24 protein-coding genes and 1 tRNA gene are annotated in these 22,711 nt (G+C 66.0%); 1 reads left to right on the forward strand and 24 read right to left on the reverse strand.

Annotated elements, in window-relative coordinates; translation table 11 throughout:
• Nucleotides 1–16: 16 nt before the first annotated feature.
• From nuoL to O9Y01_RS18240, 21 genes are all read right to left on the reverse strand, one after another.
• Complete coding sequence (nuoL, locus tag O9Y01_RS18140) at nucleotides 17–2,059, reverse strand: NADH-quinone oxidoreductase subunit L (protein WP_269633017.1); 2,043 nt, start codon at nucleotides 2,057–2,059, stop codon at nucleotides 17–19.
• Between the two features lie 26 nt (nucleotides 2,060–2,085).
• Nucleotides 2,086–2,397 carry an NADH-quinone oxidoreductase subunit NuoK gene (gene nuoK, locus O9Y01_RS18145; protein ID WP_183104610.1) on the reverse strand — a complete coding sequence of 104 codons (312 nt, stop codon included), beginning with the start codon at nucleotides 2,395–2,397 and terminating at the stop codon, nucleotides 2,086–2,088.
• Nucleotides 2,397–3,050 (reverse strand): NADH-quinone oxidoreductase subunit J, encoded by a 654-nt coding sequence (locus O9Y01_RS18150; RefSeq protein ID WP_269633018.1) that lies wholly within the window; start codon nucleotides 3,048–3,050, stop codon nucleotides 2,397–2,399. Before O9Y01_RS18150 ends, nuoK begins: the two co-directional genes overlap by 1 nt.
• A gap of 158 nt (nucleotides 3,051–3,208) precedes the next feature.
• Nucleotides 3,209–3,691 carry an NADH-quinone oxidoreductase subunit NuoI gene (nuoI, locus tag O9Y01_RS18155; protein WP_269633019.1) on the reverse strand — a complete coding sequence of 161 codons (483 nt, stop codon included), beginning with the start codon at nucleotides 3,689–3,691 and terminating at the stop codon, nucleotides 3,209–3,211.
• A 6-nt stretch (nucleotides 3,692–3,697) separates the two neighbouring features.
• The gene (gene nuoH, locus O9Y01_RS18160; protein WP_269633020.1) at nucleotides 3,698–4,810 is read right to left on the reverse strand and encodes an NADH-quinone oxidoreductase subunit NuoH; all 1,113 of its coding nucleotides are present in this window, start codon (nucleotides 4,808–4,810) and stop codon (nucleotides 3,698–3,700) included.
• A gap of 4 nt (nucleotides 4,811–4,814) precedes the next feature.
• The gene (gene nuoG / locus O9Y01_RS18165; RefSeq protein ID WP_269633021.1) at nucleotides 4,815–7,139 is read right to left on the reverse strand and encodes an NADH-quinone oxidoreductase subunit NuoG; all 2,325 of its coding nucleotides are present in this window, start codon (nucleotides 7,137–7,139) and stop codon (nucleotides 4,815–4,817) included.
• 17 nt (nucleotides 7,140–7,156) lie between these two features.
• Nucleotides 7,157–8,500 (reverse strand): NADH-quinone oxidoreductase subunit NuoF, encoded by a 1,344-nt coding sequence (nuoF, locus tag O9Y01_RS18170; protein ID WP_269633022.1) that lies wholly within the window; start codon nucleotides 8,498–8,500, stop codon nucleotides 7,157–7,159.
• Nucleotides 8,501–8,508: 8 nt separating this feature from the next.
• The gene (gene nuoE, locus O9Y01_RS18175; RefSeq protein WP_269633023.1) at nucleotides 8,509–9,015 is read right to left on the reverse strand and encodes an NADH-quinone oxidoreductase subunit NuoE; all 507 of its coding nucleotides are present in this window, start codon (nucleotides 9,013–9,015) and stop codon (nucleotides 8,509–8,511) included.
• Complete coding sequence (locus O9Y01_RS18180; RefSeq protein ID WP_183104603.1) at nucleotides 9,012–10,265, reverse strand: NADH-quinone oxidoreductase subunit D; 1,254 nt, start codon at nucleotides 10,263–10,265, stop codon at nucleotides 9,012–9,014. The genes nuoE and O9Y01_RS18180 overlap by 4 nt, the downstream gene beginning before the upstream one ends.
• 5 nt (nucleotides 10,266–10,270) lie before the next feature.
• Complete coding sequence (locus O9Y01_RS18185) at nucleotides 10,271–10,867, reverse strand: NADH-quinone oxidoreductase subunit C (RefSeq protein ID WP_269633024.1); 597 nt, start codon at nucleotides 10,865–10,867, stop codon at nucleotides 10,271–10,273.
• Nucleotides 10,868–10,882: 15 nt separating this feature from the next.
• Nucleotides 10,883–11,359 (reverse strand): NuoB/complex I 20 kDa subunit family protein, encoded by a 477-nt coding sequence (locus tag O9Y01_RS18190; protein WP_046113908.1) that lies wholly within the window; start codon nucleotides 11,357–11,359, stop codon nucleotides 10,883–10,885.
• A 137-nt stretch (nucleotides 11,360–11,496) separates the two neighbouring features.
• Nucleotides 11,497–11,856 (reverse strand): NADH-quinone oxidoreductase subunit A, encoded by a 360-nt coding sequence (locus O9Y01_RS18195; protein ID WP_183104601.1) that lies wholly within the window; start codon nucleotides 11,854–11,856, stop codon nucleotides 11,497–11,499.
• A 240-nt stretch (nucleotides 11,857–12,096) separates the two neighbouring features.
• Nucleotides 12,097–12,181: transfer RNA gene (locus O9Y01_RS18200), tRNA-Leu, on the reverse strand.
• 199 nt (nucleotides 12,182–12,380) lie between these two features.
• Complete coding sequence (secG, locus tag O9Y01_RS18205) at nucleotides 12,381–12,764, reverse strand: preprotein translocase subunit SecG (RefSeq protein WP_269633026.1); 384 nt, start codon at nucleotides 12,762–12,764, stop codon at nucleotides 12,381–12,383.
• Between the two features lie 70 nt (nucleotides 12,765–12,834).
• Entirely contained in the window at nucleotides 12,835–13,575 is a 741-nt protein-coding gene (gene tpiA / locus O9Y01_RS18210; RefSeq protein ID WP_269633027.1) for a triose-phosphate isomerase, read from the reverse strand.
• Between the two features lie 17 nt (nucleotides 13,576–13,592).
• Nucleotides 13,593–14,579, reverse strand: a complete 987-nt coding sequence (locus O9Y01_RS18215; protein WP_269633028.1) for an NAD(P)H-quinone oxidoreductase — start codon at nucleotides 14,577–14,579, stop codon at nucleotides 13,593–13,595.
• Nucleotides 14,580–14,624: 45 nt separating this feature from the next.
• Complete coding sequence (gene pnp / locus O9Y01_RS18220) at nucleotides 14,625–16,751, reverse strand: polyribonucleotide nucleotidyltransferase (RefSeq protein ID WP_269633029.1); 2,127 nt, start codon at nucleotides 16,749–16,751, stop codon at nucleotides 14,625–14,627.
• 230 nt (nucleotides 16,752–16,981) lie between these two features.
• The gene (rpsO, locus tag O9Y01_RS18225; protein ID WP_183104596.1) at nucleotides 16,982–17,251 is read right to left on the reverse strand and encodes a 30S ribosomal protein S15; all 270 of its coding nucleotides are present in this window, start codon (nucleotides 17,249–17,251) and stop codon (nucleotides 16,982–16,984) included.
• Nucleotides 17,252–17,563: 312 nt separating this feature from the next.
• A complete protein-coding gene (locus O9Y01_RS18230; protein ID WP_269633030.1) occupies nucleotides 17,564–18,115 on the reverse strand; it encodes a DUF2244 domain-containing protein in 552 nt (183 codons plus the stop codon).
• Complete coding sequence (locus O9Y01_RS18235; protein ID WP_269633031.1) at nucleotides 18,066–18,245, reverse strand: hypothetical protein; 180 nt, start codon at nucleotides 18,243–18,245, stop codon at nucleotides 18,066–18,068. The genes O9Y01_RS18230 and O9Y01_RS18235 overlap by 50 nt, the downstream gene beginning before the upstream one ends.
• An 87-nt stretch (nucleotides 18,246–18,332) precedes the next feature.
• Nucleotides 18,333–18,524, reverse strand: coding sequence for a hypothetical protein (locus tag O9Y01_RS18240; RefSeq protein WP_269633032.1), 192 nt, complete (start codon nucleotides 18,522–18,524; stop codon nucleotides 18,333–18,335).
• Between the two features lie 419 nt (nucleotides 18,525–18,943).
• Here O9Y01_RS18240 and O9Y01_RS18245 point away from each other — a divergent pair, with 419 nt between their 5' ends.
• Complete coding sequence (locus O9Y01_RS18245; protein WP_269633033.1) at nucleotides 18,944–19,387, forward strand: Hsp20/alpha crystallin family protein; 444 nt, start codon at nucleotides 18,944–18,946, stop codon at nucleotides 19,385–19,387.
• 33 nt (nucleotides 19,388–19,420) lie between these two features.
• On the opposite strand, the gene tsaD is transcribed toward O9Y01_RS18245, so the two are convergent.
• Genes tsaD through hscA form a run of 3 tightly spaced genes read right to left on the reverse strand, consistent with a single transcriptional unit; the run spans nucleotide 19,421 to nucleotide 22,700 of the window.
• Nucleotides 19,421–20,461, reverse strand: coding sequence for a tRNA (adenosine(37)-N6)-threonylcarbamoyltransferase complex transferase subunit TsaD (gene tsaD, locus O9Y01_RS18250; protein ID WP_269633034.1), 1,041 nt, complete (start codon nucleotides 20,459–20,461; stop codon nucleotides 19,421–19,423).
• Nucleotides 20,462–20,463: 2 nt separating this feature from the next.
• Nucleotides 20,464–20,802 (reverse strand): ISC system 2Fe-2S type ferredoxin, encoded by a 339-nt coding sequence (gene fdx, locus O9Y01_RS18255; RefSeq protein WP_269633035.1) that lies wholly within the window; start codon nucleotides 20,800–20,802, stop codon nucleotides 20,464–20,466.
• A 41-nt stretch (nucleotides 20,803–20,843) separates the two neighbouring features.
• The gene (hscA, locus tag O9Y01_RS18260; RefSeq protein ID WP_269633036.1) at nucleotides 20,844–22,700 is read right to left on the reverse strand and encodes a Fe-S protein assembly chaperone HscA; all 1,857 of its coding nucleotides are present in this window, start codon (nucleotides 22,698–22,700) and stop codon (nucleotides 20,844–20,846) included.
• Between the last annotated feature and the right edge of the window lie 11 nt (nucleotides 22,701–22,711).

Consider the following 22,711-nt stretch of genomic DNA (forward strand, 5'->3'; position numbering starts at 1 on the left):
TTCTCCGTCTCCGTGCTCAGAGACCGGTCAGGGCCTTGAACTGCGGCGCGATGAAGGGCCACAGCTTCCAGGTCATCAGGCCGATGACACCCAGGATCATCACCAGGGCGTACCAGTACAGGTGACCCGTCTGGACACGACGGACCAGGCCGGCAATGCCGCCCACGGTCTTGGCCGAGCCGTTGATGATCACGCCATCGATCAGACCGGCATCCCCACCCTTCCACAGACCCACGCCAATGGCGCGCGCTGCGGCGGCAAGGATGTTCTCGTTGATCCAGTCCATGTAGTACTTGTTCTCGAGCACCTTGATCACCGGTGCCAGCACACGGGCGATGGCGGCCGGGATCTGCGGAGCGACCATGTAGAACACATAGGCCGTCACCACGCCGCCCAGCGCCAGCCAGAACGGCAGCGTCGTCACACCGTGCGTGGCCATGGCCACGGCACCGTGGAACTCTTCCTTCAGCTCACCCAGGGCGTGGTGCACGTCGTGGTTGATGAAGATGGCGTCCTTGAAGAAGTCGCCGAAGAGCATGGGCTCGATCGTGTAGAAGCCGACCAGCACGGACGGGATGGCCAGCAGCACCAGCGGTGCGGTCACGACCCAGGGCGACTCGTGCGGCTCGTGGTGCTCGCCGTGGTCATCGTGGTGGTCGTGCTCGCCCGGGAAGGGCTTGTGGTGGAAGTTCTCCTTGCCGTGGAAGACCAGGAAGTACATCCGGAAGCTGTAGAAGGCCGTCACGAAGACGCCGATGATCACCGCGGCATAGGCGAAGTGCGCAGCCGGCAGGTGGCTGGCGTGCACGGCCTCGATGATGGAGTCCTTCGAGTAGAAGCCCGAGAAGAACGGCGTGCCGATCAGGGCCAGCGAGCCCAGCAGCGAGGTGATCCAGGTGATGGGCATGTACTTGCGCAGGCCGCCCATGTTGCGGATGTCCTGGTCATGGTGCATGCCGATGATCACCGAGCCGGCACCGAGGAACAGCAGGGCCTTGAAGAAGGCGTGCGTCATCAGGTGGAACACCGCGACCGAGTAGGCCGAGGCGCCCAGGGCGACCGTCATGTAGCCCAGCTGCGAGAGCGTGGAGTAGGCCACGACGCGCTTGATGTCGTTCTGGATGATGCCCAGGAAGCCCATGAACAGCGCCGTGATGGCACCGATCACCAGGATGAAGTTCAGCGCGGTGTCCGAGAGCTCGAACAGCGGGCTCATGCGCGAGACCATGAAGATGCCGGCCGTCACCATGGTGGCGGCGTGGATCAGCGCGGAGATGGGGGTCGGGCCTTCCATCGAGTCCGGCAGCCACACGTGCAGCGGGAACTGCGCCGACTTGCCCATCGCACCGATGAACAGGCAGATGCAGGCCACGGTCAGCATCATCCAGTCGCTGCCCCACAGCGGGGCCGGGAACTTGATCTGCGCCAGCTCGTTGGCCTTGGCAAAGGTCTCGGTGTAGTTCAGCGAGCCGCCGTAGGCCACCAGCAGGCCGATGCCCAGGATGAAGCCGAAGTCACCGACCCGGTTCACCAGGAAGGCCTTCATGTTGGCGAAGATGGCCGTCGGCTTGGTGTACCAGAAGCCGATCAGCAGATAGGACACCAGGCCCACCGCTTCCCAGCCGAAGAACAGCTGCAGCATGTTGTTGCTCATGACGAGCATCAGCATGGAGAAGGTGAACAGCGAGATGTAGGCGAAGAAGCGCTGGTAGCCCGGGTCCTCTTCCATGTAGCCGATGGTGTAGATGTGCACCATCAGCGACACGAAGGTCACCACCACCATCATCATGGCCGTGAGGCCGTCGACCAGGAAGCCGACTTCCATCTTGAGGCCGCCCAGCACCATCCATTCGTAGATGGTCTGGTTGAAGCGCGCGCCGTCCAGCACGCTGAACAGCGTCATCACCGAGATCGCCAGGGCGATCGCCACCCCGAGGATGGTGATCGTGTGCGCGCCCTTGCGGCCCACTTGCTTGCCGAACAGGCCGGCCACGATGGCTCCGACCAGGGGCGCCATGGGCACCGCCAGCAGCATGTTCTGAGAGAGTTGTGCAGACATCTTGTTATCCCGTGCCTTGTGTCCGATCAGCCTTGCAGGGCGTCGAGTTCTTCCACATTGATGCTGGCGCGATTGCGGAACAGCACGACGAGGATGGCCAGGCCGATGGCGGACTCGGCGGCCGCCACGGTCAGGATGAAGAACACGAAGACCTGGCCGGCCATGTCACCCAGGTAGTGGGAGAAGGCCACGAAGTTCAGGTTGACCGCCAGCAGCATCAGCTCGATGGCCATCAGCAGCACGATCAGGTTCTTGCGGTTCAGGAAGATGCCGATCACCGACAGCGCGAACAGGATCGCGCCCAGCGTCAGGAAATGGCCCAGAGTCAGCGCTGCCATCATGCGGCTCCCTTGTTGTCGGCCGCGGCTTCAGCGGCGCTTGCTGCGGACGGGGCTTCGACCGTGGCCTGCACCTTCACGATGCGCAGGCGGTCGGCCTTCTGGACCTTCACCTGCTCGGACGGATCCTGGGCACGGCTGTCCTTGCGGCGGCGCAGCGTCAGCGCGATGGCGGCGATGATGGCCACCAGCAGCAGCACGGCGGCGATCTGCAGCGGGTACAGGTAGTTGGTGTAGATCTGGATGCCCAGCATCTTGGTGTTGCCCAGCTTCGCGGCCTCGGCGCTCAGCTCGGGTGCGGCGCGCAGGTTGAAGCCCGGCATCAGCACGGCGGCCATTTCCAGGGCGATCAGCGCGCCCACCAGCAGGGCCAGCGGCATGTGCTTCCAGAAACCCTGCCGCACCTGGTCTGAATTGATGTCGAGCATCATCACGACGAACAGGAACAGCACCATCACGGCGCCGATGTAGACCAGCACCAGCGTGATCGCCAGGAACTCGGCCTTCAGCAGCATCCAGATGCAGGAGGCGTTGAAGAAGGCCAGGATCAGGAAGAGCGCCGAATGCACGGTGCTCTTGGCCGTGATCACACGGAAAGCTGAACCCAGCAGCACGGCTGAGAAGAGGTAGAACAGTGCGGTGGTGATGTCCATGGTGTTCTCACAAATTCGTTGACCCGAGGTATTGCCGTTCTGGCCGTCCGCCGGGCCGCCCCAAGGACGGCCGCGTGGCGGAGGTCGATGGCTGAAGGCCGTCGGCCTTCGGCGTCCCCTCGGGGGACCGACCAGGGCGTTCCGCCCTGGGCGAGGGGTCAACGGAACTTTGCGTCGGCCTCCTTGTTGGCTGCGATCTGCTTCTCGTAGCGGTCGCCCACGGCCAGCAGCATGTCCTTGGTGAAGTACAGGTCGCCGCGCTTTTCGCCGTGGTATTCGAAGATGTCGGTCTCGACGATGGAATCGACCGGGCAGCTCTCTTCGCAGAAGCCGCAGAAGATGCACTTGGTCAGGTCGATGTCGTAGCGCGTGGTGCGGCGGCTGCCGTCTTCACGCACATCGGACTCGATGGTGATGGCCATCGCCGGGCACACGGCCTCGCAGAGCTTGCAGGCGATGCAGCGCTCTTCGCCGTTCTCGTAGCGACGCAGCGCGTGCAGGCCGCGGAAGCGGGGCGACAGCGGGGTCTTCTCTTCCGGGAACTGGACGGTGATGTTGCGCGAGAGGAAATGTCGGCCGGTCAGGGCCATGCCCTTGAACAGCTCGGTGAGCATGAAGCTCTTGATGAAGTGTTTGACCATGGCGGCTTACTTCCAGATGTTCAGCGGCGACTGGATCCACAGGCCGACGACGACCAGCCAGATCAAGGTCACGGGAATGAAGATCTTCCAGCCCAGACGCATGATCTGGTCATAGCGGAAGCGCGGGAAGGTGGCGCGCACCCACAGGAACATCGTGACGACGAAGAAGGTCTTGCCGAACAGCCAGGCCCAGTTCCAGAAGGCCATGGTGTTCTGGATGAACTGCGGCGTCTCCATGCCCAGCAGGCTGAAGGAGATCGGTGCGCTCCAGCCGCCCAGGAACATGACGACGGCCAGGGCCGACACCAGGATCATGTTGGCGTACTCGGCCAGGAAGAACATCGCGAAGGACATGCCCGAGTACTCGATCATGTGGCCGGCCACGATTTCCGATTCGCCTTCGACCACGTCGAAGGGGTGGCGGTTGGTCTCGGCCAGGCCCGAGATGAAGTACACGACGAAGATGGGCAGCAGGGGCAGCCAATTCCAGGACAGGAAGTTCACGCCCATCGAGGCGAAGGTGCCCTTCTGCTGGGAGGTGACGATGTCCGTCATGTTCATGCTGCCGGTGACCATCAGCACCACCACGAGCGCGAAGCCCATGGCGATTTCATAGGACACCATCTGCGCCGAGGCCCGCAGCGCGCCCAGGAAGGCGTACTTCGAGTTGGAGGCCCAACCGGCGATGATCACGCCGTACACCTCGAGCGAGGTGATGGCCATCAGGAACAGCAGGCCGGCGTTGACGTTGGCCACCGCGGCATCCGGGCCGAAGGGCACCACAGCCCAGGCGGCCAGGGCCGGCATGATGGTCATGATCGGGCCGAGGAAGAAGAGCCCGCGGTTGGCGGCGCTGGGGAGGATGATCTCCTTGAAGATCAGCTTCACCGCGTCGGCGATCGGGGTCAGCAGGCCGTAGGGACCCACGCGGTTGGGGCCCGGACGGATCTGCGACCAGCCGATGGCCTTGCGTTCCCACAGGGTCAGATAGGCCACGCAGAGCATCAGCGGTGCGACGACCGCGAAGATCTTGAGCAGGGCCCAGACCACAGGAAACAGCGAGGGCCAGAAACTGCCGAACACAAAAGTGCCGGCTTGGTTGAGGAGGCTTTCGATCATCGCGTCACACCTTGGCAATCGTCAGGCTGCCGAACGCGGCACCCAGGGCGGCGGTTTCGGGCAGGCCGGCGGGCACGCGCACCACGTTGGCGGGCAGCGTGGCGTCCAGCTTGGCCTTGAGGCGGGCCGAACCGGCGCCGTCCTGGCTCACCTGCACTTCGGCACCCTCGCCCAGACCCAGCTGGGTCCACAGGGCCTGGCTCACATGAGCCACGGCGGCGTTCTTGGCGTCGGTGGTCAGCTGCAGCGAGGTGGCGTGGCGCACCAGCGCGTCGGTGGCGTAGATGGGCACGTCAGCCAGGCGCTCGATGGCAGCGGCCGTGCCGAACTGCACGGCGGCGGTCGAGCGGTTGTCCAGGCGGCTGCTCAGGTCGGCATCGACGCCCAGGGCCTCGTTGCGCACCTGCTCGGAGCTTTCCTGGCCGAAGCCGGAGAGGCCCAGCAGGCTGCCCAGCACGCGCAGGATCTTCCAGCCCGGGCGGGTCTCGCCCAAGGCCTTGGCCACGCCCACGAAGCTCTGCAGGCGACCCTCGGCATTGACGAAGGAGCCTGAGGTCTCGGTGAAGGGAGCCGTGGGCAGCAGCACGTCGGCGTAGTCCATGCCGGACTTGAAGGGGCTCATCACCACGACCATCTCGGCGGCGTTGACGGCCTTCACGGCGGCGGCGGGGTTGGCGGTGTCCAGGGCTGGATCGACGTTCAGCAGGATCAGGGCCTTGGCGGGCTTGCTGGAGAGCAGCTCACCCGCGTTGGCACCGCCCTGCCCCGGCACCGCGCGGACCAGCTGGGCACCCACCGTGTTGGCGGCGGCGCTCAGATAGCCGACGGTGGCGCCGGTTTCGTGGGCGATCCAGTTGGCCAGGCTCAGCAGGCTGGCGGCCTGCGGATGCTCGGCGGCGGCATTGCCCAGCAGCACGGCCTTGCGCGTGCCACCCAGCAGGCTGCTGGCAATGGCTTGCGCTGCGGCGGTGGCGCTGCCGGCGGCCGGGGCGCTCACACCCTTGGCAGCGGCGATGGCGGCGGCCACATTGGCCAGCTCCTGGACCCAGGCCGACGGGGCGGCCGTGATGCGGTTCGCGACGGGCAGCAGCCAGTCGTCAGCCGAGCCATGCAGGGACGAGACCTGGGCGCCGTGGCGGGCGGCCTGGCGCAGGCGCTGCGCGAACAGCGGGTGGTCCTTGCGCAGGAAGGAGCCGATCACGAAGGCACGGTCCAGCGAGGTCAGCGCGGCAATCGAGCTGCCCAGCCAGCGGGCCCGGCCTTCGCCGGCACCGTTGTCAAAGGCGGCGTGGCGCACGCGGTGATCGATGCTCTGGCTGCCCAGGCCGCGCACCAGCTGGCCCAGCAGGAAGAGTTCTTCCACCGTGCTGTGGGCCGAGCCCAGCGCCGCGATGCTGCTGGCGCCGTGCGTGTCCTTGATGGACTTCAGGCCGTTGGCCACGTACTCCAGGGCCACGGTCCAGTCGACGGCCTTCCACTGGCCGCCCTGCTTGATCATGGGCTGGGTCAGGCGCTGATCGCTGTTCAGGGCCTCATACGAGAAGCGGTCGCGGTCGGCGATCCAGCACTCGTTGACGTCTTCGTTCTCCAGGGGCACGACGCGCATGACCTGGTTGTTCTTGACCTGGACGATCAGGTTGGCGCCGGTGGAGTCATGCGGCGACACGCTCTTGCGGCGCGAAAGCTCCCAGGTGCGGGCGCTGTAGCGGAAGGGCTTGCTGGTCAGCGCACCGACCGGGCAGACGTCGATCATGTTGCCCGAGAGCTCGGAGTCGACGGTACGTCCCACGAAGGTCTGGATCTCGCTGTGCTCGCCGCGGTGGGCCATGCCCAGTTCCATCTTGCCGGCGATCTCCTGGCCGAAGCGCACGCAGCGGGTGCAATGGATGCACCGGCTCATCTCTTCCATCGAGACCAGCGGGCCCACGTTCTTGTGGAAGACCACGCGCTTCTCTTCTGTGTAGCGGCTCTTGCTGCCACCGTAGCCCACGGCCAGATCCTGCAGCTGGCACTCACCGCCCTGGTCGCAGATCGGGCAATCCAGCGGGTGGTTGATCAGCAGGAACTCCATCACGCCCTGCTGGGCCTTGATGGCTTTCTCGCTCTTGGTGCGCACGATCATGCCCTGCGTGACCGGGGTCGCGCAGGCGGGCATGGGCTTGGGGGCCTTTTCCACGTCCACGAGGCACATGCGGCAGTTGGCCGCGATGGAGAGCTTCTTGTGGTAGCAGAAATGCGGGATGTAGGTGCCGGCCTTTTCAGCAGCATGCATGACCATGCTGCCTTCCTGGACCTCTACCTTCTTGCCGTCGAGTTCGATTTCAACCATGGTTCGTGTCCTGGCGTTCAGGCGGCTTTGGCGCCAGCCCGTTGTGCCTGTTCGATCTTCTGCACGAACTCGTGCTTGAAGTGCTTGATCATGGCGCGCACCGGCATCGCGGCGGCGTCGCCCAGGGCGCAGATCGTGCGGCCCTGGATGTTGTCAGCGACCGAGTTCAGCAGGTCGATGTCTTCCATGCGGCCTTGGCCGTGGGCGATGCGCTCGATCACGCGGTGCATCCAGCCCGTGCCTTCGCGGCAGGGCGTGCACTGGCCGCAGGACTCGTGGGCATAGAAGTAGGACAGGCGCAGCAGGCTGTTGACCATGTCACGCGAGTCGTCCATCACGATGACGGCGCCCGAGCCCAGCATGGAGCCGGCCTTGGCGATGGAGTCATAGTCCATCGTGCACTGCATCATCACCTCGGCCGGCAGCACCGGGGCGGACGAGCCGCCCGGGATCACGGCCTTGAGCTTGCGGCCGGTGCGCACGCCGCCGGCCAGCTCGAGCAGCTTCTCGAAGGGCGTGCCCAGCGGGATCTCGTAGTTGCCGGGCTTGTTGACGTCACCCGAGACCGAGAAGATCTTGGTGCCGCCGTTGTTGGGCTTGCCGATCTCGAGGTAGGGCTGGCCACCGTTGCGGATGATCCAGGGCACCGCCGCGAAGGTCTCGGTGTTGTTGATGGTCGTGGGCTTGCCGTACAGGCCGAAGCTGGCCGGGAACGGTGGCTTGAAGCGCGGCTGGCCCTTCTTGCCTTCCAGCGATTCCAGCAGCGCCGTCTCTTCACCGCAGATGTAGGCGCCGAAGCCGTGGTGGGCGTGCAGCTGGAACGAGAAGTTCGAGCCCAGGATGTTGTCACCCAGCAGGCCGGCGGCGCGTGCCTCTTCCAGGGCCGCCTCGAAGCGCTCGTAGACCTCGAAGATCTCGCCGTGGATGTAGTTGTAGCCGACCTTGATGCCCATGGCATACGCCGCGATCGCCATCCCTTCGATGACGATGTGCGGGTTGTACATGAGGATGTCGCGGTCCTTGCAGGTGCCCGGCTCGCCTTCGTCGGAGTTGCAGACGAGGTACTTCTGGCCCGGGAACTGGCGGGGCATGAAGCTCCACTTCAGGCCGGTCGGGAAGCCTGCGCCGCCACGGCCGCGCAGGCCGGAGGTCTTGACCTCGGCGATGACCTGGTCGGGGGTCAGGCCTTCACCGCCGTCCTTGCCCAGGATCTTGCGCAGCGCTGCGTAGCCGCCACGGGCTTCGTAGTCCTTGATCGACCAGTTGCTGCCGTTCAGGTCGGCGTAGATCTGCGGGCCGAGGTGGCGGCCATGGAAGCAGGTCTCGACGCCCTTGCTTTGAAACTTGGAGAGATCCAGCATGCTTGCCCTCAGTTCTTGGCGTGGGCCTTCAGCGTGTCGACGAGTTCGTCGAGGCGCTCATGGCTCATGAAGCTGCACATCTGGCGGTCGTTCACCAGCATCACCGGCGCATCGGCGCAGGCGCCCAGGCACTCGCACTTCTGCACGGTGAAGACGCCGTCAGCGGTGGTGCCGCCCTCTTCCACGCCCAGCTTGGTCAGCAGATGGTCCAGCGCCTGCTGGCCATTGCGCAGCTGGCAAGGCAGGTTGGTGCACACGTTCAGCTTGAACTTGCCGACCGGGCGCTGGTTGTACATGTTGTAGAAGGTCGTGACCTCGTACACCGCGATCGCGGGCATGCCCAGGTACTCGGCGATGGCGTCCTCGCTCTCGCGGGACACATGGCCCTGCTCCTGCTGCACGATGGACAGGCAGGCCATCACGGCGGACTGGCGCTGCTCGGCCGGGTACTTGGCGACCTCGCGGTCGAAGCGAGCGCGGGTGGCGTCGCTGAGCTGGTAGGGAGTGCTGCTCATCGGTCAATCTCACCGAAAACGATGTCCATAGTGCCGATCACGGCGACGGCGTCGGCAATCATGTGGCCACGGGACATTTCGTCCAGGCCGGCCAGGTGGGCGAAGCCCGGGGCGCGGATCTTCAGGCGGTAGGGCTTGTTGGCGCCATCGCTGACGATGTAGATGCCGAACTCGCCCTTGGGGTGCTCGACGGCCGCATAGGCCTCGCCCTCAGGCACGCGGAAGCCTTCGGTGAAGAGCTTGAAGTGGTGGATCAGCTCTTCCATGTTGGACTTCATGTCCACGCGGGCGGGCGGGGCCACCTTGTGGTTGTCCGTGATGACGGGGCCGGGATTGGCACGCAGCCACTTCACGCACTGCTCGACGATGCGGCAGGACTGGCGCATTTCCTCGACGCGCACCACGTAGCGGTCATAGGTGTCGCCGTTGGTGCCCACCGGGATGTCGAAGTCCATCTTGGCGTAGACATCGTAGGGCTGGCTCTTGCGGAGGTCCCAGGGGATGCCCGAACCACGCAGCATGGCGCCGGTGAAGCCCATGTTCAGGGCGCGCTCGGGCGTCACGACGCCGATGCCCACGGTGCGCTGCTTCCAGATCCGGTTGTCGGTCAGCAGGGTCTCGTAGTCGTCGACGTTCTTGGGGAAGCGCTTGCAGAAGTCCTCGATGAAGTCGAGCAGCGAACCCTGGCGGTTCTTGTTGAGCTCGGCAATCGTCTTGGCGTTCTTGATCTTGCTGACCTTGTACTGCGGCATGGTGTCCGGCAGATCGCGGTAGACGCCACCCGGACGGAAGTAGGCCGCGTGCATGCGCGCGCCCGACACCGCCTCGTACATGTCGAAGATGTCCTCACGCTCGCGGAAGCAGTAGATGAGGATGTTCATCGCACCGCAGTCCAGGCCGTGGCAGCCCAGCCAAAGCAGGTGGTTCAGGATGCGGGTCAGCTCGGCGAACATCACGCGGATGTACTGCGCGCGCTCCGGCACCTCCAGCCCCAGCATCTTCTCGATGGCCAGGCAGTAGGCGTGCTCGTTGGCCATCATCGACACGTAGTCGAGGCGGTCCATGTAGGGCAGCGACTGGATGTAGGTCTTGCTCTCGGCCAGCTTCTCGGTGGCGCGGTGCAGCAGGCCGATGTGCGGGTCGGCGCGCTGGATCACTTCACCGTCGAGTTCCAGCACCAGACGCAGCACGCCGTGCGCGGCCGGGTGTTGGGGACCGAAGTTGAGGGTGTAGTTCTTGATGTCGGCCATTTGGATCAGATCCCGCCGTAGTTGTCTTCACGGATCACGCGCGGCGTGATCTCACGCGGCTCGATGGTCACCGGCTGGTAGATGACGCGCTTCTGCTCGGCGTCGTAGCGCATCTCGACATGCCCGGTGGTCGGGAAGTCCTTGCGCATGGGGTGGCCGATGAAGCCGTAGTCCGTCAGGATGCGGCGCAGGTCCTCGTGGCCTTCGAAGATGATGCCGTACATGTCGAAGGCTTCGCGCTCGAACCAGTTGGCCGAGTTCCAGATCGGCGTGACCGAGGCGACGCAGGGGAAGTCGTCGTTGGCGGCGAGCACCTTGAGGCGCAGGCGCCAGTTCTTGGCCACCGACAGCAGGTGCGAGACGGCGGCGAAGCGCGGGCCTTCGTAGGCGCCTTCGCCGAAGCTGCTGTAGTCCACGCCGCACAGGTCGATCAGCTGCTCGAAACGCAGCTCGGAGTGGTCACGCAAAGTCTTGGCGACGGCAGCGTAGTGCTCGGGCGCAACGCGGATGGTGATCTCACCGAACTCGCGCTTGAGGTCGAGGATCTGCTCGCCCAGCACCTTTTCCAGGGTGGCCTGCAGGGTGTCGAGTTTCATGGTCATGGAGCCCTGCCCTCTTCAGCGTGCGATGGTGTTTTCGCGGCGGATCTTGGCCTGCAGCTGCAGGATGCCGTACAGCAGCGCCTCGGCGGTGGGCGGACAGCCCGGCACGTAGACGTCCACCGGCACGATGCGGTCGCAGCCGCGCACGACGGAATAGCTGTAGTGGTAGTAGCCGCCGCCATTGGCGCACGAGCCCATGGACAGGACCCAGCGCGGCTCGGCCATCTGGTCGTAGACCTTGCGCAGGGCCGGCGCCATCTTGTTGCACAGCGTGCCGGCCACGATCATCAGGTCGGACTGACGCGGGCTCGGGCGGAACAGCATGCCGAAGCGGTCGATGTCATAGCGCGCCGCGCCGGCGTGCATCATCTCGACCGCACAGCAGGCCAGACCGAAGGTCATGGGCCACAGAGAACCGGTCTTGGACCAGTTGATCAGCTTGTCGACCGAGGTGGTGACGAAGCCTTCCTTCAAAACGCCTTCAATACCCATAGCACGCTGCTTTCATTCTGTCTGCCCGCCTTCGGGCCGAGCGCCGGGCCGCGCCCCAAGCCGGCCCACATGCCAGCCGCAGGCTGGCGTCCCTCGGGGGGGACCGTCCAGCGCCTAGCGCTGAACGAGGGGCAACGTCACTCCCAATCGAGAGCACCCTTCTTCCACTCGTAGGCAAAGCCCACGACCAGGATGCCCAGGAAAACCATCATCGCCCAGAAACCTGTCGCCCCGATTTCACGCAGGGTCACGGCCCAGGGGAAGAGGAAGGCGATTTCCAGATCGAACAGGATGAAGAGAATGGCCACGAGGTAGTAGCGCACATCGAACTTCATGCGCGCGTCTTCAAAGGCCTCGAAGCCGCATTCGTAGGGGGAGTTCTTGGCCTGATCCGGCCGGTTGGGTCCGAGGAGGTAGCCCAGGATCTGGGGCGCTATACCCACCACTGCGCCGACCAGAATGAAGAGGATGACGGGGAGGTACTGTTCCAGACTCACAGCTTTGCTCTCGGTTGCGCCGATGCTCCCGGCCTCCAGGCCGAAGGGCATCGACAGAGTCGACAAAAGCAACGGGCGCGCCGCTGGCGATAGAAAATCGCTCACGGACCGCGCCCGGCTTGTCCCTTAGCAGGTTCGATCTTGCGACCACCCCTGCCACAGGGCGCTTCAACCAGGATCGCTTGCACACCATCGGGCTCCAACCCGGGGATGTTAACGCACGACCTCGATTGAGGAATTTGGTGCCGACGGCGAGACTCGAACTCGCACAGCTTTCGCCACTACCCCCTCAAGATAGCGTGTCTACCAATTTCACCACGTCGGCGGTTTTTGCTGTCTGGTAGCGTGAGGAATTGCGTTCCAGACAGCCTCGAATTCTATACCGAAAAATTCGCCCTTCAGAGAGAAACAGCGGATTTTTGCGATGCAGGCGGATTGATCTGCAACAGACTTTCCACCCGTCTCCCGGCAGACAGGGGGACAGGTCTTGCCTCCCTGCCCTGCCGGGCCTTCACTGCTGGGGCTCAGTGGCTGGCTGCAGATGCCGCCGGCTGGGCAGCCACAGGGGCCTCGGGAATGGCTGCAGCGCCGGAAGCGGCGGCGGCCGGCGCAGGCGCGCTGGCGGGAGCGGCACGCTCCAGCAGGCTGTCCTGGGACGCGGCGGCGTCACGGTGGCTGCCGAAATAGGCCAGGCCCAGGGTGCAGACGAAGAACAGCGTGGCGCAGATGGCCGTGCTGCGCGACAGGAAGTTGGCGCTGCCGGTGGCACCGAACAGGCTGCCGGAGGCGCCGCTGCCGAAGGAAGCGCCCATGTCGGCGCCCTTGCCGTGCTGCACCAGCACCAGGCCGATCATGACCAGCGCGCTCAGCAGCTGGACCACGAGGATCAGGTTCATCAGGACTTGCATTCGTATCTCCAAATCGAATCAGCCGCCCAGCCCCTCATGGGCAGGCGCACAGGAAAAGCACTCTTGAGCCTCAGCCCGCCGCGCGGCAGATGGCCGAGAAGTCCGCCGCCTTCAGGGCGGCACCGCCGATCAGACCGCCATCGATGTCCGCCTGGGCGAACAGCAGCGCGGCATTGTCGGCCTTGACGCTGCCACCGTAGAGGATGCGCATGGCATCCGCCTTCTGCGTGGCGGCGCGCAGCTGCTGGCGCAGCACCGCATGCACGGCCTGCGCCTGCTCGGGCGTGGCCGTGAGGCCCGTGCCGATGGCCCACACCGGCTCGTAGGCCAGCACGATCTCGCCGATGCAGTGCGTCAGCGTGTGGATCACCGCGGCCAGCTGGCGCTTGACCACATGCTCGGTCTGGCCGGCTTCGCGTTCGGCCAGGGTCTCGCCCACGCACACGATGGGCGTGATGCCGTGGGCCAGCGCCGCCTTGGCCTTGTCAGCCACCAGCTGGTCGCTTTCCTGGTGATAGGCGCGGCGCTCGGAGTGCCCGACGATGGCGTAGCGGCAGCCGATGTCCGCCAGCATGGCCGAGGACACCTCGCCCGTGTAGGCCCCCTGCTCATGCGCCGAGCAGTCCTGCGAACCGTAGGCGATCTGGGTGCCCGTCAGGGCCAGGGCCGTCTCGGTGATGTAGGGGAATGGCACGCACACGGCCACATCGGCCGTCCAGGGGCCGGCTTCCTTCAGACCGCTCAGCAACAGGGCGTTCGAGGCCCGGTTGCCATGCATCTTCCAGTTGCCAACGACCAGCTTCTTGCGCATGAATAACCTCGTGAAACTCACCAGACCAGGACGATCTTGCCCACATGCTCGCCCGATTCCATCAGGGCGTGGGCTTGCGCCGCCTGGTCGGCAGGCAGTTGTTGATAGATGACCGGCGCAATCGTGCGCGAGGCCAGCAGCGGCCACACCCGCTCCTTCAAGGCACGGGCGATGCCCGCCTTGAAGGCCAGGGAGCGCGGACGCAGGGTCGAGCCGCTGATCGTCAGGCGGCGGCGCAAGACCTGACCCGCATCGAACTCAGCCTTGACCCCGCCCTGCACCGCGATGATGACCATGCGGCCGTCATCGGCCAGGCACTGCACGCCGCGGGCCACGTAATCACCCGCGACCATGTCCAGAATGACATCCACCCCCCGCCCCTGCGTGGCCGCCTTCACCTCCGCGACGAAGTCCTGCTCGCGGTAGTTGATGGCGACGTCCGCGCCCAGCTGCAGGCAGGCCTGGGCCTTGGCCGCACTGCCCACGGTCACGAGGACGCGGGCTCCGAAGGCCTTGGCCAGCTGGATGGCGGTGACGCCGATGCCGCTGCTGCCGCCATGGACGAGGATGCTTTCGCCGGCCTTCAGCGAGGCCCGCCCGAAGACATTGCTCCACACGGTGAAGAAGGTCTCCGGCAGGCTGGCCGCCTCGGCCATGCTCCAGCCCTCTGGCACCGGCAGGCATTGCTCGACGGGCGCCACACAGCGCTCGGCATAGCCGCCACCGGCCACCAGCGCACAGACGGCATCGCCCACGCGCAGGCCCGCAGCGGCCAGCGCCGCCTCGTCACCCGAGACGATGCGGCCCGCCACCTCCAGCCCCGGCAAGGGGCTGGCACCCGCCGGGGGCGGATAAGCGCCCTTGCGCTGCAGCACGTCAGGGCGGTTGATGCCATAGGCTTCGACCGCAATGAGGCACTCCCCTGCCCCGGCCTGAGGCTCGGGCAGGGTCTGCAGCTGCAGGACCTCGGGTCCGCCGGGCTGGCTGATGGCGATGGCGCGCATGCCGCTGGGCTCGATCAATGCAGGAGGACGTCGTCCGGCTGGCAATTACTCGCCAGCGGGCTCGGCGGCCGGAGCGGCGTCACGGTCGATCAGGGCCTTCATCGACAGCTTGATGCGGCCCTTTTCGTCGGTTTCCAGGACCTTGACCTTGACCACTTGGCCTTCCTTCAGGAAGTCCGTGACCTTCTCGACGCGCTGGTGGGCGATCTGGCTGATGTGCAGCAGACCGTCCTTGCCGGGCAGCAGGTTCACCAGGGCACCGAAGTCCAGGATCTTGGTGATGGGGCCTTCGTAGACCTTGCCCACTTCCACTTCGGCGGTGATTTCCTCGATGCGCTTCTTGGCAGCGGCAGCGCGGTCGGCGTCGGTGGAGGCGATGGTGATGGTGCCGTCTTCGCCGATGTCGATCTGGGTGCCGGTCTCTTCGGTCAGCGCACGGATGGTGGCACCGCCCTTGCCGATCACATCACGGATCTTCTCGGGGTTGATCTTCATGGTGTACAGGCGCGGAGCGAACTGCGACACCTCGGTCTTGGCGCCACCAACGGCGTCGACCATGGCACCCAGGATGTGCAGGCGGGCTTCCTTGGCCTGGGCCAGCGCAACCTGCATGATTTCCTTGGTGATGCCCTGGATCTTGATGTCCATCTGCAGGGCGGTGATGCCACCGGTCGTGCCGGCCACCTTGAAGTCCATGTCGCCCAGGTGATCTTCGTCACCCAGGATGTCGGTCAGCACGGCGAAGCGGTTGCCGTCCTTGATCAGGCCCATGGCGATGCCGGCCACGTGGGCCTTCAGGGGCACGCCGGCGTCCATCAGCGACAGGCAGCCGCCGCAGACCGAAGCCATGGAGGACGAGCCGTTGGACTCGGTGATCTCGGAGACCACGCGGATGGAGTACGGGAACTCTTCCTTGGTCGGCAGCACGGCCACCAGGGCGCGCTTGGCCAGACGGCCGTGGCCGATTTCGCGGCGCTTGGGGCTGCCCACGCGGCCGGTCTCGCCGGTGGCGAACGGGGGCATGTTGTAGTGCAGCATGAAGCGCTCGCTGTACTCGCCGGCCAGCGCGTCGATGGTCTGGGAATCACGCTCGGTGCCCAGGGTGGCGGCGACCAGGGCCTGCGTCTCACCACGGGTGAAAAGCGAGGAGCCGTGAGCGCGCGGCAGCACGCCGGAGCGGATCTCGATGGGGCGCACGGTGCGGGTGTCGCGACCGTCGATGCGGGGCTCGCCGGCCAGGATCTGGCTGCGCACGATGCGGGCTTCGATCTCGAACAGCAGGCCGTCCACTTCGACGCTGTCGAAGGCCACGCCTTCAGCGGTCAGGGCTTCCTTGACCTTGGCATAGGCCTCGCGGCAGGCCTGGGTGCGAGCCTGCTTGGAACGGATCTGGTAGGCGGCGCGCAGGGCCTCTTCAGCCAGGCCGGTGACCTTGGCGATGAAGGGCTCGTCCTTGGCGGGCGGGGTCCAGTTCCACACGGGCTTGCCGGCTTCCTTCACCAGCTCGTGGATCGCGTTGATGGCGATCTGGCCTTGCTGGTGGCCATAGACCACGGCGCCCAGCATGATGTCTTCGCTGAGCTGGTCAGCTTCGGACTCGACCATCAGCACGGCGGCTTCGGTGCCAGCCACGACCAGGTCCATCTTGGACTCGGTCAGTTGGGTCTTGCCCGGGTTCAGCACGTACTCGCCGTTGATGTAGCCCACGCGGGCGGCACCGATGGGGCCGTTGAAGGGGATGCCGGAGACGGCCAGCGCAGCGCTGGTGGCGATCATGGCGGCGATGTCGGCCTGGACTTCGGGGTTCAGGGACACCACGTGCACCACGACCTGCACTTCATTGAAGAAGCCTTCGGGGAACAGCGGGCGGATGGGGCGGTCGATCAGGCGGCTGGTCAGGGTCTCCAGCTCGCTGGGGCGGCCTTCACGCTTGAAGAAGCTGCCGGGAATCTTGCCGGCGGCGTAGGTCTTCTCGATGTAGTCGACGGTCAGGGGGAAGAAGTCCTGGCCGGGCTTGGGTTCGTTCTTGGCGACGACAGTGGCCAGCACCACGGTGTCATCGATGTTCACCAGCACGGCACCGGTGGATTGGCGGGCGATCTCGCCGGTCTCCATGGTGACGGTGTGGGGACCCCATTGGAAGGTCTTGGTGACCTTGTTGAACATGCTCATGTGCATCTCCTGGATTACAGAACAGTGCTTGCGGCGCACTGCGAAACCGGGAGTGGGGCTGAGTCTGGCGCGATGCCATTCCAGGGCGATTTGCTCAGGGCTTCAGCCCTGCAAACCGCCTTGGAATGACACATCCGCCACGTCAGCTCGACTCCAACAGCGAACAACAAAAAACAAAGAGCCTGTGCTGGCTTGAAAGTCCAGACAGGCTCTTTGGTGTCATGGGCGAATTACTTGCGCAGGCCCAGCTTCTGGATCAGGGCGGTGTAGCGAGCCGCGTCCTTGTTCTTCAGGTAGGCCAGCAGGCTCTTGCGCTGGTTGACCATCTTCAGCAGACCGCGGCGGCCGTGGTGGTCCTTGGCGTGGGTCTTGAAGTGGGGGGTCAGCTCGTTGATGCGAGCGGTCAGCAGGGCCACTTGGACTTCGGGGGAGCCCGTGTCGTTGGCGCTGCGTGCGTTGGCCTTGACGATTTCGGCCTTGTTCAGATCGGCGACTGCCATGATGCGTTCCTTCAAAGGGGAAGCCGCTGGCAGGACAGACCCACGCAGACGGTTTCCGGTACTGGACTTGCGGACACAGGTGAAACCTACCCATGCCGTGCTGAGATTCCGCCCCTCCTCTTCCGCAAAAAGGCAAAGGGAAGACGCGAAACCGCCGGAGTATAGCGCACTTGAGCAACGGCAAGCCAGCCGCCCGCCAGCGGACAGGACCGTGCCGCGCGGAGTCCACCAACCCTGCCCACTGTGGCACCCTGCCGTAGCAGTCAGCGCCCCGCGCGAAGAGCGCGCGAAGGGCGAGCCCCAGAGGGCTTTCTAAAGCGCCGGTGAAACGGGCCGGCGCTGCGGGCCTGCAGGCGCCCTGCCCTGGTCCCGTGAGGCGACGCTCGTGGCGGCACTGCGGGCCTGCTCCAGCTCGCTCAGAACCGCCGCACAGGCGGCCGCAGTCGCATAGCCCTGGATCCGGACCCTCGACGAGCCGCATTCGAGGCGCAGGCCGCGCGCATCCACCTGCATCCGCAAGCAGGCCAGCGGCAGGTTGACGACGCTCAGCCGCGACCCGCGTCTCTTGGCCACCTCCAGCCAGCCATGCCGCAGCGTCAGCACGGCACGATCCGCCCCATGGCGCGCATGCAGCGCAAAGGCCAGGGCCATCGCTAGCGTCTGCAGCAGGGCAAAGACCAGGGGCCAAGGGCTGCCGTAGGCCGCGAAGCCGAGGCCGGCCACCAGACCGAGGGCGCAAGGCAGCGCACAGCCCGCGAGCAGCTGGAGGGGCCGCAGGGAGCCGTTGCGCCCCAGTTCCCAGCGCCGTAGCGGCTCAGGCGCCGCGCGCGAAGTCGGCCAGGCCGGGGCGGGCGCGCTCGGCATCATTGCTCCGATCGGACGGGAAGCCCGCCTCAGGAAACTCGATCGCCTGCAGCGCCTCGACGGCATCCAGGTCGATGACGTGCTGTTCGAGCGAGAGGTCCGCGGCTTCAAAGCGCCGGGGCTTTGTCATGAAGCGCAAGAGTGCCTTTGGCGCATGCAATCGCAGACTGGAAAGAAGCCGCAGGCCGCCAAGTGCGGGGCTGCGGCCTGTGCGGGATCAGCGCTGGCGATTGGCATCGTCGCGCGTCACGCCCTTGTCACGGCTGGGGCTTTCCTGGCGACGGCTGCTCTCCTCGTCACGGCTGGCTTGCTGGTCGCGCTGGCCTTCCTGCTTGCGCTGCGGGTCCTGGCCTCGCGAAGAGCCCGCTTCCTTGCGCTGGCTCGAGGGGTTCGTGGCTTGCGTGGGCATGGTCGTACTCCTGTGAAGTTGAGGGAATCGGCGACTGCCGACACCCTCCTCGGGCAATGCCTATGCCTGCGTCCCCACGCAGCTCGAAGCGCCGTGCGTGTCTCTTGTTGCCGCAAGCACTGCTCCATCTGGCAAGGCTTGCAGCTTCAAGAAATCAGAAGTCGCCGCGAGGCCACGAACGCGTGTCCATGCACCCTGGCGGGCATTGGCGGCCCTTGAATGCTGCCGCTTTCATCATGAGCAAGCCTGCGCATGTGAGCGCCATTCCTGACTTTTCAAGGGCTTCGCCAGCCTTTGCTGCCGCAACTCAAAAAATCGTTGCGCGCAACGTGCCAGGCCCTTGAAAGCACGGCCGGGACTCATAAGTTGGCTGCATGGGGACAGCCCCCGAACCTTGAACCCAGCCATCAGGAGGCCCTATGTTTCTCGTGCCCACTTCCCGCCAAGCCCATGACCTGTCCCGCAGCCTGGAACGCCTGTTCGACGACAGCTTCGGCAATGTCTTCGGCCCGGACGCTCGTGAACTGAGCCAGGCGCTGCGCAGCCCCGCGCTGGACGTCAGTGAAACCGACAGCGCCTACACCGTGAAGCTCGAGATGCCCGGTGTGCCCAAGGAAGCGGTGAAGATCACCGTGGATGGTCGTCGCATCAGTGTCGAGGCCGAGCAGAACAAGGACGAGGAGAAGAAGGACGGCGAGCGCGTGCTGTACCGTGAGCGTTCGGTGTCCCGCTTCTCGCGCAGCTTCAGCCTGCCGCAGGAGATCAGCGAGTCCGACTCCAGCGCCCGCATGGAGCATGGCGTGCTGACGCTGACCCTGGCCAAGCGCCAGGCCAAGGGCGGTGCCCGCCTGACGGTCAGCTGATGCGGGGATGAGCGCGGCTGCCGAGCGACAGGCTCAGGCAGCCGACAAGTCCCAGCGTGGCCGCACGCCGAAGCCGCCGTCCTCGCGCAAGCGGGCCATACCGCGCTGCAGACGCATGGCGGCGGCCATGGCGATCATGGCGCCGTTGTCGGTGCACAGGCTCAGCTCCGGGTAGTGCACCCGCACGCCACGCTTCATGCAGGCCGCGTTCAGCTCGGCCCGCAACAAGGCGTTGGCACCCACGCCGCCCGCCACCACCAGGCGCTTGAGGCCGGTGCTCTTGAGCGCCAGCAGCGACTTCTTCACCAGCACCTCGACGATGGCGGCCTGCGTGCTGGCCGCCAGGTCGGCGCGCTGCTGCTCGCTGGGGGCGTCGCCCAGCTTCTTCACCTGTGTCAGCACGGCGGTCTTGAGGCCGGCGAAGCTGAAGTCCGGCTTGCCGCTGTGCAGCAGGGGGCGCGGCAGCTCAAAGGCATCCGCCCTGCCTTGCTCCGCCAGCTTCGAGAGATGCGGACCGCCGGGATAGGGCAGCCCGAGCAGCTTCGCGCTCTTGTCGAAGGCTTCCCCCGCGGCGTCGTCGATCGTCTCGCCCAGGATCTCGTACTGGCCGACTTCGTCCACCCGCATCAGCTGGGTATGCCCGCCCGAGACCAGCAGCGCGACGAAAGGGAACTCCGGTGGATCGGCCGAGAGAAAGGGCGACAGCAGGTGGCCCTCCAGGTGATGCACGCCCACGGCCGGCTTGCCCAGCGCCGCGGCCAGCGACACGGCCACGCCCGCCCCCACCAACAGAGCCCCGGCAAGACCTGGCCCCTCGGTGTACGCGATCACGTCCACGTCGTGCAGGCCCAGCTGAGCCTGCGCCAGCACCTCGCGGCTCAGCGGCAGCACGCGGCGGATGTGGTCCCGCGAGGCCAGCTCAGGCACCACGCCACCATAGGCCTGATGCATGGCGATCTGGCTGTGCAGGGCCTGGGCCAGCAGCTTCGGCATGCCAGGCTGCCCAGCCGGAGGGAGCTCGACCAGGGCCACCCCGGTCTCGTCGCAGGAGGATTCGAAGCCCAGGACCCGCATGCTCAGTGCTTTTCCTTGGCGTGGTTGATGGAGTACTTGGGAATCTCGACCGACACATCCTTCTGGCCCAGGATGGCCTGGCAGGACAGGCGCGAATTGGGTTCCAGACCCCAGGCGCGGTCCAGCATGTCCTCCTCGCCCTCCTCCATCTCGGACAGCGAGGCAAAGCCCTCACGCACGATCACATGGCAGGTGGTGCAGGCGCAGACCTGGTCGCAGGCATGTTCGATCTCGATGCCGTTGTCCAGCAGGGCCTCGCAGATGGACGTGCCCGCAGGCGCGCTCAGCTCGGCGCCCTCGGGGCAGTACTCGGCATGGGGCAGGATCTTGATGATGGGCATGACGGTCTCTCGATGTTCTGTTCAGTGGACAGGCGCAGCACTCACATCTGCTCGATGCTGCGGCCGGCCAGGGCCTGCTGGATGCCACGGTTCATGCGGGCGGCCGCAAAGGCCTCGGTGCCCTTGGCGAGGCGCTCCACGCCCTCGGTGATGGCCGCGGCATCGTCACCGGCGGCCAGGGTCTGGAGGGCCGCGAGCAAGGCCTCGATCTCGGCACGCTCGCCCGCGTGGAGCAGGTCACCGTCAGCTGCCAGCGCGGACAGCGTCGCCAGGTGCATGCGTTCGGCCTCCACCTGGGCCTCGCGCAGGCTGCGGGCCTGCATGTCGGCCTCGGCGCTGGCGAAGCCGTCCTTGAGCATCTGGGCAATCTGCTCGTCTGCCAGGCCGTAGCTGGGCTTGACCTGCACGGCCGCCTCCACGCCCGAGCCCAGCTCCTTGGCCGAGACGCTCAGCAGGCCATCGGCATCCACCTGGAAGCTGACGCGGATGCGCGCCGCACCGGCCGCCATCGGCGGGATGCCGCGCAGCTCGAAGCGCGCCAGCGAGCGGCACTCGCTCACCAGCTCGCGCTCACCCTGCAGCACATGGATGGCCATGGCGGTCTGGCCGTCCTTGAAGGTCGTGAAGTCCTGGGCCTTGGCGATGGGGATGGTCGCGTTGCGCTCGATCACGCGCTCCACCAGACCGCCCATGGTCTCGAGACCCAGGGAGAGGGGAATCACGTCCAGCAGCAGAATCTCGCCATCGGCAGAGTTGCCGGCCAGCTGGTTGGCCTGCACAGCCGCGCCGAGCGCCACGACCTCGTCCGGGTTCAGGTTGGTCAGCACCTCGCGGCCGAAGAGCTGGCTCACCGCGGCACGCACCGCCGGCATGCGGGTGGAACCACCCACCATCACCGTGCCCTGCACTTCATCCGGCTTGACGCGGGCGTCGCGCAGCACGCGGCGCACGGAGGCCAGGGTGCGATCAACCAGAGGCTTGGTGAGGGACTGGAACTGCTCGCGGCTCACCGCCACGTCCAGTTGGCCCGCGTCCAGGGTGGCCTGCAGCTGCACCTGGGTCTCGGCAGAAAGCTGTTCCTTGGCCGCCCGCGCGGCCACCAGCACGGCACGCTTGTCATGGGCGGTGCTGAGCTTGAAGCCGGCCTGGGCCAGGGCCCAGTCAGCCAGGGCATGGTCGAAGTCGTCGCCGCCCAGGGCTGCATCGCCGCCCGTGGCCACCACCTCGAAGACACCACGGGTCAGGCGCAGCAGGGAAATGTCGAAGGTGCCGCCGCCCAGGTCGTAGACCGCATAGAGACCCTCGGCGCCGTTGTCCAGGCCGTAGGCGATGGCGGCCGCGGTGGGCTCGTTGATCAGGCGCAGCACCTTGAGGCCGGCCAGCTGTGCGGCGTCCTTGGTGGCCTGACGCTGGGCGTCGTCGAAATAGGCGGGGACGGTGATCACGGCGCCGAAGAGGTCGTCCGCAAAGGTGTCCTCGGCCCGGTAGCGCAAGGTGGCCAGGATCTCGGCGGACACCTCCACCGGCGTCTTGGGACCTTCGAGGGTGAGCAGGCTCAGCATGCCCGGCGTGTCCTCGAACTGGTAGGGCAGCTTCTCGCGGCCCTGGACGTCCTGGACGCCGCGGCCCATGAAACGCTTCACCGAGACGATGGTGTTGAGCGGATCCTCCGCCTGTGCCGCCAGGGCCGCTGCACCGATCTGGCGGCGGCCGCCTTCGAGGTAGCGCACGGCCGAGGGCAGGATCACGCGCCCTTCGTCGTCGGGCAGGCATTCGGCCACGCCGTGGCGCACGGCGGCCACCAGGGAATGCGTGGTACCGAGGTCGATGCCCACGGCGATGCGACGCTCGTGCGGATTGGGCGAGGCGCCGGGTTCGGAGATCTGCAGCAGGGCCATGGAGGTCAGGG

Source organism: Pelomonas sp. BJYL3 (assembly GCF_027257975.1).
GTDB classification, from domain to species: domain Bacteria; phylum Pseudomonadota; class Gammaproteobacteria; order Burkholderiales; family Burkholderiaceae_C; genus Roseateles_B; species Roseateles_B flavus.